This window comes from Streptomyces mayteni, from assembly GCF_054783955.1.
In genome coordinates this window covers 78,773-91,193 of the sequence record NZ_BAAGPR010000010.1, presented here as the reverse complement: position 1 = coordinate 91,193, position 12,421 = coordinate 78,773, and the positions used below count along the sequence as shown (strand labels likewise).

14 protein-coding genes are annotated in these 12,421 nt (G+C 74.0%); 6 read left to right on the top strand and 8 right to left on the bottom strand.

Translation table 11 applies throughout. The features are described 5' to 3' along the window. The first annotated feature begins 68 nt into the window (after positions 1–68). On the top strand, positions 69–701 hold the full coding sequence (locus ACYVPE_RS07475; protein WP_461032626.1) for a bifunctional 4-hydroxy-2-oxoglutarate aldolase/2-dehydro-3-deoxy-phosphogluconate aldolase: 633 nt from the start codon (positions 69–71) through the stop codon (positions 699–701). A 21-nt stretch (positions 702–722) separates the two neighbouring features. Here ACYVPE_RS07475 and ACYVPE_RS07470 read toward each other — a convergent pair whose 3' ends face one another. From ACYVPE_RS07470 to ACYVPE_RS07455, 4 genes are all read right to left on the bottom strand, one after another. After that, entirely contained in the window at positions 723–1,166 is a 444-nt protein-coding gene (locus tag ACYVPE_RS07470) for a PIN domain-containing protein (RefSeq protein ID WP_461032625.1), read from the bottom strand. After that, on the bottom strand, positions 1,163–1,423 hold the full coding sequence (locus ACYVPE_RS07465) for a ribbon-helix-helix domain-containing protein (protein WP_461032624.1): 261 nt from the start codon (positions 1,421–1,423) through the stop codon (positions 1,163–1,165). Before ACYVPE_RS07465 ends, ACYVPE_RS07470 begins: the two co-directional genes overlap by 4 nt. A 48-nt stretch (positions 1,424–1,471) precedes the next feature. Continuing rightward, on the bottom strand, positions 1,472–2,473 hold the full coding sequence (gap, locus tag ACYVPE_RS07460) for a type I glyceraldehyde-3-phosphate dehydrogenase (RefSeq protein ID WP_461032623.1): 1,002 nt from the start codon (positions 2,471–2,473) through the stop codon (positions 1,472–1,474). A 118-nt stretch (positions 2,474–2,591) separates the two neighbouring features. Then, a complete protein-coding gene (locus tag ACYVPE_RS07455; RefSeq protein WP_461032622.1) occupies positions 2,592–3,548 on the bottom strand; it encodes a GlxA family transcriptional regulator in 957 nt (318 codons plus the stop codon). Positions 3,549–3,729: 181 nt separating this feature from the next. On the opposite strand from ACYVPE_RS07455, the gene ACYVPE_RS07450 reads away from it, so the two are divergent. Continuing rightward, positions 3,730–4,557, top strand: a complete 828-nt coding sequence (locus ACYVPE_RS07450) for a TIGR03620 family F420-dependent LLM class oxidoreductase (protein WP_461032621.1) — start codon at positions 3,730–3,732, stop codon at positions 4,555–4,557. A gap of 87 nt (positions 4,558–4,644) precedes the next feature. Further along, positions 4,645–6,702 (top strand): GMC oxidoreductase, encoded by a 2,058-nt coding sequence (locus ACYVPE_RS07445; RefSeq protein ID WP_461032620.1) that lies wholly within the window; start codon positions 4,645–4,647, stop codon positions 6,700–6,702. A 45-nt stretch (positions 6,703–6,747) separates the two neighbouring features. Here the strand turns inward: ACYVPE_RS07445 and ACYVPE_RS07440 are convergent, their stop codons facing one another. Further along, entirely contained in the window at positions 6,748–7,119 is a 372-nt protein-coding gene (locus ACYVPE_RS07440) for a PPOX class F420-dependent oxidoreductase (protein WP_461032619.1), read from the bottom strand. A gap of 82 nt (positions 7,120–7,201) precedes the next feature. Further along, complete coding sequence (locus ACYVPE_RS07435) at positions 7,202–8,281, bottom strand: alkene reductase (protein WP_461032618.1); 1,080 nt, start codon at positions 8,279–8,281, stop codon at positions 7,202–7,204. 151 nt (positions 8,282–8,432) lie between these two features. On the opposite strand from ACYVPE_RS07435, the gene ACYVPE_RS07430 reads away from it, so the two are divergent. Both ACYVPE_RS07430 and ACYVPE_RS07425 read left to right on the top strand, forming a co-directional pair. After that, entirely contained in the window at positions 8,433–8,987 is a 555-nt protein-coding gene (locus ACYVPE_RS07430) for a MarR family winged helix-turn-helix transcriptional regulator (protein WP_461032659.1), read from the top strand. Positions 8,988–9,144: 157 nt separating this feature from the next. Then, positions 9,145–9,567 carry a VOC family protein gene (locus tag ACYVPE_RS07425; protein ID WP_461032617.1) on the top strand — a complete coding sequence of 141 codons (423 nt, stop codon included), beginning with the start codon at positions 9,145–9,147 and terminating at the stop codon, positions 9,565–9,567. 105 nt (positions 9,568–9,672) lie between these two features. Here ACYVPE_RS07425 and ACYVPE_RS07420 read toward each other — a convergent pair whose 3' ends face one another. Next, the gene (locus ACYVPE_RS07420) at positions 9,673–10,278 is read right to left on the bottom strand and encodes a hypothetical protein (protein ID WP_461032616.1); all 606 of its coding nucleotides are present in this window, start codon (positions 10,276–10,278) and stop codon (positions 9,673–9,675) included. Positions 10,279–10,540: 262 nt separating this feature from the next. Between ACYVPE_RS07420 and ACYVPE_RS07415 the strand changes: the two genes are divergently transcribed. After that, positions 10,541–11,572, top strand: a complete 1,032-nt coding sequence (locus tag ACYVPE_RS07415; protein WP_461032658.1) for an aldo/keto reductase — start codon at positions 10,541–10,543, stop codon at positions 11,570–11,572. Positions 11,573–11,605: 33 nt separating this feature from the next. On the opposite strand, the gene ACYVPE_RS07410 is transcribed toward ACYVPE_RS07415, so the two are convergent. Beyond that, complete coding sequence (locus tag ACYVPE_RS07410; RefSeq protein WP_461032615.1) at positions 11,606–12,247, bottom strand: phage tail tip lysozyme; 642 nt, start codon at positions 12,245–12,247, stop codon at positions 11,606–11,608. Between the last annotated feature and the right edge of the window lie 174 nt (positions 12,248–12,421).

The window sequence follows — 12,421 nt, the reverse complement described above, 5'->3', positions numbered from 1 at the left end:
TCGCGGTCACCCACGACATCTCCGTCACACCCCTCAGCACCAGGCTGGGCTGGAAAGGAACCATCCCCATGACCGCCGCCCCGGACGCCGACGCCGGCGCCGCCTTCTTCGCGCGCCATCTGGCCAAGAGCCCGGTCCTCGGGATCTTCCGCGGCCAGGACCCCCGGAGCACGGTGGAACTCTGCCTTCGGGCCTGGGAGTTCGGCGTCGAGCTGGTCGAGATACCGATCCAGTCCGACGACGCCCTGCCGTCGCTGGCGGCCGCGGTCGAGGCGGCGCGGGAGCACGGCAGGCAGGTCGGGGCCGGCACCGTGACCACCGAGCGGCGGCTGCGGGCCGCGCACGCGGCAGGCGCCGCGTTCACCGTGGCGCCCGGGCTGCACCCGGCGGTCGTCGAGGCGTCGGCCGAGGCCGGCCTGCCGCATCTGCCGGGCGTCGCCACCGCCACCGACATCGCGGGCGCCCAGGCCGCCGGCCTGAGCTGGGTCAAGGCGTTCCCCGCGGCCCAGCTCGGGCCCGGCTGGATCACCGCCCAGCGCGCGCCGTTCCCCGACGTCCGCTTCGTCGCCACCGGTGGCGTGGGCCCCGACAACGCCGCCGACTTCCTGGCGGCCGGCTGCTCGGCCGTCGCCATCGGCTCGGCCCTCGCCGACCCGACCGCCCTGCCGCGCCTGCGCGAGGCGGTGGCCGGCGCGGCGTGAGGAAGCCGGCCGGCCTGCGGCTCAGAGCGGGAGGTCGTCGGGCAGGACCCGGAACGCCTTGTGCCGGCCGAGGGGGCGCACGGCGCGGAAGTCGCGCCGGTTCAGGGCGAGGATCGCGTCGGTGTCGTAGTCGGCGGCCAGGGCCACGTTCACCGCGTCGGCGAGGTCGAGGTCGAGGGCGCGGTACCGGCCGCGGATCGACTGGGCCGCGGCCAGGTGGTGCTCCGTGATCTCCGGCACGACCACGCGGCCCCGGCCCATCCAGCGGCGGATGTCGTCGACCGCGCTGAGCGCGGCCGCGCGGCCCAGTTCGCGGGTGGCGACGTGGTCGAGTTCCGCCAGCAGCAGCGGGGACATGACCAGCAGCCCCGCGGCCGTGAGCGCCTCGTTCGCCCCGCCGTGCTCCGGGTGCGCCGCGTCGAGGGCGGCCAGCAGCCCCGAGGTGTCGGCGACGACGATGATCACGCGGCGGTTCCGGTGTCCGACTCGCGGCGGACGGCGTCGGCGACCGTGTCACGGACCTCGGCCGCCGACGGCGTGCGGCCCGACCCCTCGAAGGTGCGGGAGAACAGCGGCTCGTCCCAGACGCGGTTGGCCATCGCGGCGAGGTGGATGCCCTGGCGGATGATCTCGGCCTCGCTGATCCCCCGCCGCCTCGCCGCCTCCTTGATGATGGCCAGGTCCTCGGGGTCGGCGTACACGTTCGTGCGCTTCATGGACATGTACCAAGCGTAGTCCATGTACCCGGCTGGTGTATGTGCGCCAGGGCGTCAGCCGGCGCGGGTGAGGAGTTCGAGGGTGTCGACCACGCGGTTCGAGAAGCCCCACTCGTTGTCGTACCAGGCGACCACCTTGACGTGGTGGCCGTCGACGCGGGTGAGGGCCGAGTCGAAGATCGCCGAGGCCGGGTCGCCGGTGATGTCGGAGGAGACCAGCGGGTCCTCCGAGTAGGTGAGGACGCCGGCCAGCCGGCCGTCCGCCGCCGCGCGGTACGCGGCCAGCACGTCGTCGCGCGACACGGCGCGGGTGACCGTCGTGTTGAGCTCGACGATCGAGCCCACCGGGACCGGCACCCGGATCGAGTCGCCCGAGAGACGGCCGTCGAGGTTCGGCAGCACGAGGCCGATCGCCTTGGCGGCGCCCGTCGTCGTCGGCACGATGTTGACGCCGGCGGCGCGGGCGCGGCGGGCGTCGCGGTGCGGGCCGTCCTGCAGGTTCTGCTCCTGCGTGTAGGCGTGCACCGTCGTCATGAAGCCGTGCTCGATGCCGGCGAGCTCGTCGAGCACCGAGGCCAGCGGCGCGAGCGCGTTGGTGGTGCAGGAGGCGTTCGAGACGACGGTGTGCGTGGCCGGGTCGTACGCGTCGGTGTTGACGCCGTAGGCGAGCGTCACGTCAGCGCCGTCCGACGGCGCGCTGACCAGCACCTTCCCGGCCCCCGCGGCCAGGTGCGCACGGGCCGCCTTGGCCGCGGTGAAGCGGCCGGTCGACTCCAGCGCGACGTCGACGCCGAGCTCGGCCCACGGCAGCCGCGCCGGCTCGCGCTCGGCCAGCACCCGGATGCGGCGGCCGTCGACGACGATGGTGTCCCCGTCGACCGTCACCGGGCGGCCCAGCCGGCCGGCCGTCGTGTCGTAGGCGAGCAGCCGCGCCAGCGTGGCGGGTTCCGTGAGGTCGTTGACGGCGACGACCTCCAGGTCGCTGTCCCGTTCGAGCAGGGCGCGCAGCACGTTGCGTCCGATGCGGCCGAATCCGTTGACGGCGATGCGCGGCATGAGTGGTGTCCCTTCGATGTCCCGTCGATCACCGCCAGGTTCGCCCGCGGCCCGCGGCCCGAGACAGCGGCGCGAGTGCCATCGTTCGAAAGGATCGCGCCCGGTGGAGTGGCGCGGGTCACTCGCCGCTGGCGAAGGTGCGCCGGTACTCGCTCGGCGTGGTGCCGAGCACCCGCTGGAAGTGCAGCCGCAGGTTGGCGCCGGTGCCGAGGCCGACGTCCGCGGCGATCCGCTCCACGCTCAGCTCCGAGCGTTCCAGCAGCTCACGGGCGAGGTCGAGACGGGCCCGCATGACCCACTGCATGGGCGTGTACCCCGTGTCCTCGACGAAGCGCCGCGAGAACGTGCGGGGCGAGACCGCGGCGTGCCGGGCCAGCGCCCCCAGGGTGAGGTGTTCGCCGAGCCGGCGCAGCGCCCACTCGCGGGTGGTGGCGAACCGCTCGCCCAGTGGCTCAGGCACGCTGCGCGGCACGTACTGCGCCTGGCCGCCGCTGCGGTAGGGGGCCGCGACCAGCCGCCTCGCCGCGTGGTTCGAGGCCGCGATCCCGAGGTCGCCGCGCAGGATGTGCAGGCACAGGTCGATGCCGGAGGCGGCGCCCGCCGACGTCAGCACGGTGCCCTCGTCGACGAACAGCACGTTCTCGTCGACCCTGACGTGCGGGTGCCGGGCGGCGAGCGCCCGCGTGTAGTGCCAGTGCGTCGTGGCGCGGCGGCCGTCGAGCAGGCCGGTGGCGGCGAGCGCGAACGCGCCGGTGGAGATCGCGGCCAGGCGCGCGCCGCGGGCGTGGGCGGCGATCAGCGCCTCGACCACGGCGGGCGGCGGGTCCTCGCGGTCCGGGTGGTGGTAGCCGGGGATGAAGACGATGTCGGCCCACGCGAGCGCGTCGAGGCCGTCCGCGACGTGGTACGAGAGCCCGTCGCCGCCGGCCACCAGACCGGGTGCCGGGCCGCACACCCGCACCTCGTACGGCATGCTCGCGCGGGTCGTGAACACCTGGGCGGGGATGCCGACGTCCATCGGCTTGGCGCCGTCCAGCACGAGGACGGCGACGCGGCGCAGGCGGGAGGCGGGCACAGGGACGAGGGTACGGCGGCGGCGTGGGCCGACGGTTGACCTCAAGTGCGGTTGAGAGCCTAGCGTCGTGGTCGTCCGGCGAAGGACCGCGAAGAACTGCGAAGAACTGCGAAGAACCGCGAACCACGCCGCGCACGACTCCCACTCCCACTCCCACTCGCACGGAAGGTACGGAACACAGATGACACGGCTCGGCCTGGGACCCGTCGGCGTCACCCTGGACGTGCGCGCCGACGGCGGGCACCTCGAGGACGCCGCCCTGCTGGAGGACCTCGGCTACTCGACGCTCTGGATCGCCGGCGGCCAGCTCGCCGCCCTCGATCCGCTGCGGGACGTCGTCCTGGCGACCGAGCGGGTCACGGTCGGCAGCGCGATCATCCCCGCCCGGGTGCACCCGCCGGCGGACGTCGTCGCGTTCCGCCGCGACCTGGAGGCCACCGCGCCCGGGCGGCTGATCACCGGACTCGGCGGGGTGCAGGGCGGCAGCCCGCTCCGCACCATGAACGCCTACCTGGACGGCCTGGACGCCGCGACCCCGCCCGTCCCGGCCGACGCCCGCCTGCTCGCGGCGCTCGGCCCCCGGATGCTGGAGCTGTCCAGGGACCGGGCGGCCGGCGCGCTGGCGCTGCTGGTCACCCCGGAGTTCACCGCGGGCGCCCGCGCGGTGCTCGGCGATGAGGCGGCCCTGGTCGTCATGGAGTACGTCGTCGTCGAAACCGATCCGCGGCGGGCCAGGGACGCCGTCCGGGAGCCCGTCGGCTTCCTGAGCCGGGTCGGCGGCTACCCCGAGAACCTGCGCCGGATGGGCTTCACCGACGCCGACCTGGCCGAGACGAGCGACCGGCTGATCGACGGCGTCGTCGCCTGGGGCGACGTCGACGCCGTCGCCGCCCGGGTGCGGCGGCACCTGGCCGCCGGCGCCGACCAGGTGGTGCTCGCCGTGCGGCCCACCGAGCCGGACACCGTGCCGCACGCGGAGTGGCGGGCGCTGGCCGCCGCTCTCGGCTGAGGCCACCGCGCCGGCGGCACCCCTTACAGCGGAGCGTGGCGCGCGGGGATACTCGCGGCGAACGTGGCGAAAGGAAAGGGGTCCGGCGTGTCGGAACAACGGGATCAGGAGCGGATACCGGATCAGACGGGGACGGCGGAGGACGAGCGGGCGCGGCTGGCGGCGCTGCTCGACGAGGTCGTGCCGGGGGACGACTTCCCCTCGGCGTCGGCGGCCGGCGGGCTGGCGTTCGTCGATTCGGTGCTCGCCGAACGCCCCGACTGGCGGCCGCGGGTGGCGGACGTGCTCCGCCGCGGGCGGGCCAGCGCGCACTGGGACTGGTTCGCGGAGCTCGTCGCCGGCGGCTACTACGCGGACCCCGGCAACGGCGGCAACGCGGGCGCCGCGTCCTGGGCGATGGTGGACTGGCGTCCGGAACCGCTCGGCGGCTGGGGGACCGAGGTCCCGGTGGCGGCCGCCACCCCCGCCACCACGCACCCCCGCGAGCTGGCCGCCCGCTACGACGCGATCGTGATCGGCTCGGGGGCCGGCGGCGGGGTCGCCGCCTGCGGCCTCGCGGAGGCCGGCCGCACGGTGCTGGTCGTCGAGGCCGGGGCCTGGCCGGAGACGGCCGAGCTGGCCCACGACCACATGCGGAACCCGCGCTCCGACTGGGGGCTTGCGCCGCTCTCGGGACCGGCCGCCGACGGCGACCCGCGGGTGCTGGACGACGGCCGGCGCGAACTCGTCGTGCACCCCACGGACTCCGGCTGGCACAACAACGCCTTCACCGCCGGCGGCGGGACCCGCGTCTACGGGGCGCAGGCCTGGCGGTTCGCGCCGCTCGACTTCGCGATGGCCACCGCCTACGGCGTCCCGCCGGGCAGCGCGCTCCGTGACTGGCCCATCGGCTACGACGACCTCGCGCCCTACTACGAGCGCGCGGAGTGGGAGATCGGCGTCAGCGGTGGCCCGGACGACGGCCGGTGGGCCGGCGCCCGGGCCAGGGAGCTGCCGATGGGCCCGCTGCCGGCGGGGCCGGCGCGGGAGCGCCTCGCCGCCGCGGCCGCCTCGCTCGGCCTGGCCACCGTGTACGTGCCGCTGCTGATCAACTCGCGCCCCTACCTGGGGCGGCGGGCGTGCGCCCAGTGCAACCTGTGCGTCGGCTTCGCCTGCCAGGTGGACGCCAAGAACGGCAGCCAGAACACGATGCTGACCCGGGCGTTCGCCACCGGCCTGGCCACCGTGGTGCTGGAGAGCCGGGCCGCCGGGATCCGCACGGACGGCGCCGGCCGGGTGGTCGGCGTCACGCTCGTCGGCACCGTGGACGGCGTGGCGTGGCGGCGGGATGTCGACGCCGCCGAGGTCGTCGTCGCCGCCGGCGCGATCGAGTCGGCCAGGCTGCTGCTCAACAGCCGCAGCGAGCGCGAGCCCAACGGCCTCGGCAACGGCCACGACCTCGTCGGCCGGCACCTCCAGGGGCACCTGTACGGCGGCGCGATGGGCGTCTTCGACGACGTCGTCGAGGACCTGGTCGGGCCAGGACCCTCGATCGCGACGACGGACCACCGGCACCGGAACGGCGACCTGGTCGGCGGCGGGATCATCGCCAACGAGTTCGTCGCCACCCCGTCCAACACCTACCGCTACCTGGTCGGCGCCGGGCTCCTGCCGCGTGCCGGGGCGGCCGGCAAGCGCGGCATGCGGGACCTGGTGCGGCGCAGCATGCGGCTGATGGGCCCGGTCCAGGAGGTCACCGTCGCCGACGCCCGGGTCCTGGTGGACGACGGGGTGGTCGACCGGCACGGCGTCCCGGTCGCCAGGATCAGCGGCGGCGTGCACCCGGAGGACCTGCGGGCCCGCGACTTCACCAGCCGCCGGAGCGCCGAGTGGCTGCGCGCCGCCGGCGCCCGGGACGTCTTCGCCTACCGGTTCCCGCCGCACGGCCCGTCCGGCGGCCAGCACCAGGCGGGCACGCTGCGGATGGGGAACGACCCCACCACCTCGGTGGTCGACTCCTTCGGCCGGGTGTGGGGCCACGAGAACCTGCGGGTCATGGACGGCTCGGTCCATGTCACCAACGGCGGCGTCAACCCGGTCCTGACGATCTTCGCCACCGCGCTGCGCAGCGTCGAGGAGATGACCGGCGGGTGGGTGGCCGGCTGACGGCTCCCGGGATACTTGGTCGAGCAGTCAACCGGCCCAATCGGGTCATTCGTTGTCCAGGCCCCAACTGTGGATCCTGGTCGGGTGGATGCGGATCACCTCGGGGCTGAAGTGCGAGCCGAGCTCGTGCGGGCCGACCAGCAGCTCGGCGGTGCCGCGGATCTCCAGGAAGCGGACGCGCCACGGGGTGACGCTCACGACGTCGTCGACGACGAGGGCGAGCCTGGGGTTGGTCCTGAGGTTCCGCCACTTCTTGGTGGCGCCCATCCGCAGGCCGCCGACGAGGATGGTGTCGTCGTCCTGGAGGAAGAAGCCGACCGGGTTGTTCTGCGGTTGGCCGTCGGGGTCGACGGTGGCCAGCCTCGCCAGCCGCTGGCTGGCGAGGTAGGCGCGCTGGGCATCGGTGAAGTAGGTCATGGGCGCACCCTTCCCATGGGGGGCTCCTCCGCGGGGTATCCGCGCCCGGCCGGTCACCCGGCCGGGCGCCGGAGGGCGGACGTCAGTCGAGGGCCGGGTAGTCGGTGTAGCCCCGGTGGTCGCCGCCGAAGGCGGTGGCCAGGTCGGGGGTGTTGAACGGGCCGCCGACGGCGAGCCTGGCCGGCAGGTCGGGGTTGGCCACGAACAGCGAGCCGTAGGCGATCAGGTCGGCCGTGCCGTCCTCGACCAGCTTCAGCTCGGCAGGCCCGGTCGGCTCGGCGCCGGTGAAGGGGTTGAGCACCAGGGTTCCCGGCCACTCCTTGCGCAGCAGGCGCACCAGCTCGCGCTGGCCGTCGACCTCCATCACGTGCAGGTAGGCGAGGCCGAGCGGGGCCAGCCTGGCGACCAGGGTCCGGTAGACCTCGGTCCTGTCCGCCGGGTCGTCCTCGACGATGTCGTTCCCCGGGTTGCCGGGCGAGATCCGGATCCCGACCCGCTCCGCGCCGACGGCCGCGGCCACCGCCTCCGCCACCTCGACCGCGAACCTGACCCGGCCCTCGACCGAGCCGCCCCAGGCGTCGGTGCGCCGGTTGGCGTTGGGCGCCAGGAACTGGTGGATCAGATAGCCGTTGGCGCCGTGCAGCTCGACGCCGTCGAAGCCGGCGGCGATGGCGTTGCGGGCGGCGGACGCGAAGTCGGCGACGGTGGCGGCGATCTCGTCCTCGGTCAGCTCCCTCGGCGTGCCGAGCTCCTTGGGGCCCTCCTGGGTGAAGACCTGGCCGAGCGGGGTGACCGCCGAGGGCGCGACCGGGCGCAGTCCTTCCGGCAGCAGGCTGGGGTGGCCGATCCGGCCGGCGTGCATCAGCTGCGCGAAGATCACCCCGCCCCGCTCGTGGACGGCGTCGGTCACCCCGCGCCAGGCCGCGACCTGCTCGTCCGAGTGCAGTCCCGGGGTGTTCGGGTAACCCTGGCCGACGACGGAGGGCTGGGTGCCCTCGGTGACGATCAGCCCGGCGCTCGCCCGCTGCGCGTAGTAGGTGGCCATCAGCTCCGTCGGGCTCGCGCCCGGGCCGTAGGCGCGGCTGCGGGTCATCGGGGCCATCACGATGCGGTTGGCCAGCCGCCTGCCGGCCAGGTCGTGGTGGTCGAATGCCGTGGTCATGAGCGGTTTCCTCATCGTCGGGAGTCGGATCGCGCGCGTCGCGACCCGTGATTACCTGCTCGAACAAGTAAATGCGTCGAGGGCATTCCCTGAGGACTGTGATCCGCGCCACAGGAGCCCCGGTGCCCGGGGAGCCGTGGCCGGTAGGCTCCTGACCATGAGCCAGCCGACCGCCCCGAACGAGTCGAACGGGCCGGACGAGCCGACCCCGGCCGAGGTCGCGGCCGTCGCGGCCCGGGTCGGCTGCGCCGCCGGCACGCAGCCGGTCGGGTCGGGCCCGATGACGCACGCGATCCTGCGGGTCGCCCGCCTGCACCGGATGCTCGCCGGCCAACTGCTGCGCCGCCTCGGCCTCCACCCCATGCAGGAACTGGTGATGATGCAGCTGTGGGAGCACGGCCCCCAGCGCCAGAGCGACCTGGCGGCGCTGCTCGGCTCCGACGCCGCCACCATGACCCGCACCGTCCGGCGCCTCGAACACGCCGGCTTCGTCCGCCGCTCCCCCTCCACCACCGACCGGCGGGTCACCATCATCACGCCGACGTCCGCCAGCCTCGCCCTCCAGGACGAGGTCGAGCGCGCCTGGACCGAGATGGAGCGGAGCCTCACCGAGGGCCTGACCACGGACGAGCGGCGGGCCACCATGGAGGCGCTGGCCAGGATCGAGGAGCGCCTCGCCAGGGCCACGGCCCGGAACGCCCGCTGACCACGGCGACCACCGCCCGGACGACCCGTCACGCGCCGCCGGCTGGCCGCTCACCCACTGACCGGCCGCCGGGCGACGTAGCGGACACACCCTGTCCGCCACCCCTGGCACGGTGAGCCCCGACCCCGAACCGACCGGATCAGGCGAGGAGCCACCCATGTCCGTCACGACCACGACCCACCTGAACTTCCGCGGCGCCGCCCGCGAGGCGCTGGACTTCTACCACTCCGTCTTCGGCGGGCGCACCGCCGCCGTCAGCTACCGGGACGCGGGCGACGTCTCGCGCGGGGCCGAGGCGGACTGGGTGATGTGGGGCGAGGTGGTCGCCGGGAACGGCTTCCGCGTCATGGCCTACGACGTGCCGTCCGAGCTGCCGTGGAACCAGGGCGAGAACCCGTTCTTCGTCTCGGTGCGCGGCGACGACGCCGACGAACTCGGCGGCCTGTGGCGGCGGCTGGCCGACGGCTCGACCGTGCTGCGCCCGCTGGAGGCCGCGGCCTGGGCGCCGCTCTACGGCATGCTCAGGGACCGCTTCGGCGTCACCTGGGTGCTGGACGTCGCCGCCCCCCACCAGGGCTGAGCCCGGGGCCGATCCCGGGTCCGAGCCCGGGACTCGGCTCGCGCGAGGGTCCCGTGGTCCGCCGTCGAGGACGGACCACGGGACCCTCGTCGGGCGTCGGCCGGGTCAGGCCTCGCTGGGCGGCGGGATCGCCTGGCGGCCCGGGCAGGTGATGTTCGGGTTGATGTGCTCGAACGTGCCGTTCGGGTTCTCCTCCCAGACCCAGGCGTGCAGCGTGTAGTAGGGGAGCGTCTGCGGCGGGGTGAACTCCTCGCCGAAGAGGCTGGCCGGGCGCTTGGACACGTACCCGACGGCGGCCAGCTTCAGGCTGCCGTCCTCCTGCGGTACGTACACCACGGAGTTCGGCTCGGTGATCGCCAACTCCTCCTGGCTCTCGGCCACCTCCCTGACGAAGTGGTAGCCGAGGCCGGTGATGCACGACTCGCCGAGCGTGTAGCCGTCCGCCTCCGCCAGCCGCACGTTCTGGTAGCGGTCCGTCGCCCGCCTGACCCGCTCCAGCTGGGCCTCGACGTCCTCCTCGGTGAGGCCGCCGCCGGTCCCGCCGGCCTGGTCGGGCTCCGACTCCGCCGGCAGCACGTGCGGGGCGTCGTGGGCTTCGGGTGCGTCGGGTGCGTCGTGGGTGTCGCCGGCCAGGGCGACGCTCGCCGGGAGCAGGACGAGCGCGGTGGCCAGGCCGAGCGTGCCGAGGGTGTTCAGTGAACTTCTGTTCATCTCCAGCTCTTTCTCTGTCGCGTGGGGGACGAGGGAGATCAGGGGAAGCCGTCGAGACGATCCTCGGGTCGCTCCCCGCCGGGCGCCATCGCGGACGGGCCGAACGTGTCGCGGGGCAGGGTCCTCCGCCGGATGCGGCCCTCGCGAGGGTGAATGTCGATCAGGGGAGTGGTACGGCCTGTCACGCCCGGGGGTGCCGCGCCTAGCCTGCCGCCGTGTCGAGAGAGCGCAGCCGAGCGTGCCAGGAGGCATGACCATGACGATGCGGAACCGGGTGCTTGGCGGGACCGGCGTCTCCGTCAGCCCACTGTGCCTGGGGGCCATGATGTTCGGCCCCTGGGGGAACGAGGACGAGGCCGAGTCGATCCGGATCATCCACCGGGCGCTGGACGCCGGGATCAACTTCGTCGACACCGCCGACGTGTACTCGGACGGCGAGTCGGAGCGGATCGTCGGCAAGGCGCTCAAGGGCCGCCGCGACGACGTCGTGCTGGCCACCAAGTTCTTCATGCCGATGGGCGCCGACCCCAACCAGCGTGGCGCGTCCCGCCGTTGGATCATCCGGGCGGTGGAGGACTCGCTGCGCCGGCTCGGCACCGACCACATCGACCTCTACCAGGTGCACCGGCCGAGCCAGGACACCGACGTCGAGGAGACGCTCGGCGCGCTCACCGACCTGGTGCGGCAGGGCAAGGTCCGCTACCTCGGCTCGTCGTCCTACGCGGCCAGCCAGATCGTGGAGGCCCAGTGGGTGGCCGGCGACCGCCGCCTCGAACGGTTCGTGACCGAGCAGCCGCCGTACTCGATCATGGTGCGCGGCATCGAGCTCGACGTGCTGCCGACGGCGCGCCGGCACCGGATGGGCATCCTCACCTACAGCCCGCTCGGCGGCGGTTGGCTCTCCGGCCGGTACCGCACCGGCCGGGACGCGCAGGCCCCGGCCTCGGAGGCCAGGCGCCGGCTCGCCAACCGGTTCGACATGTCACTGCCGGAGAACCAGCGCAAGTTGGAGATCGCCGAGAGCCTGGCGGTGCTGGCCGAGGAGGCCGGGCTCAGCCTCATCGAGCTGGCGATCGCGTTCGTCATCAACCACCCGGCCGTCACCTCGGCCATCATCGGCCCCCGCACGATGGAGCAGCTGGAGTCCCAACTCCCGGCCGCCGACGTCGCGCTCCCCGCCGAACTGCTCGACCGGATCGACGAACTCGTCGCGCCCGGCGTCACGGTCAACCCCGCCGACAACAGCTACGGCGACGCCGAACTCACCCCCGAGGCGCGCCGCCGCCACCCGTGACCCGTCGGGCCCGGGCGGCGTCGGAGGTTCGGTTCAGGGATGGGCGGCGCGGTAGGCGCTCAGGGCTGCCTGGGCCGAGGGGCGCCGCTTGGCGAAGACGGCCCGAACGCGCGCATCGGACCGGGGCAGCCTGGAGCCGCCCGCGATGATGGCGCCCGGGACCTCGTAGTTGTACACGACCTCGTCACACGCGTCGTTCACCTGCACGGTCGGCTTCTTCAGGAAGGCGTTGACCCCGGTGTAGACATCGTGGATCTCGTCCGCGAGGTAGTCGATCTGGTCGTCCATGCTGAAGATCGCGTTCGCGCCGAGCGCGCCCCCACCGTCGAAGGGGTGGCTGAAGAGGCCGGCGCGGCGCGGCGGCGCGGTCCACTGCGCGAGGCCGATCCCGGGCCTGGACGGCCCGACGTGCTGGGCCGAGTTCCGGTTCATGATGGCCTGCGGGGTGTGGTTCACCACGGCGCCGGCGAAGTTCGTCGAGCGCATGGGCGTGCCGGGGGCGCTGCCCTCGACCCGGTTCGGTATCACCCCGGACTCCGCCACGAGGTTGCCCACCACCCCCGCCGCCCCGTTCACGGGGTAGCCGTAACGGTCCACCAGGTGTTCCATCACGTACCGCATGCGGTCGTCGAGGCTCTTCTGCTCCCAGTGCTGGTCCTTCGTTGCGTTGGTCATGATGCTCCCGAATCCCGCTCTTGGTCTGTTCCCGCCCCGGGTTTCCGCCTGGGGAGCCGTTAACCGGACGGGAGGCCACCGATTCGGGGTTTGGGATCGCTTCGGCTGGGTTGTCAGTGCCGGTCGCTAGGGTCGGTGCCACGGTGGGCCGGCACCGTGCGACCGAAGGAACGG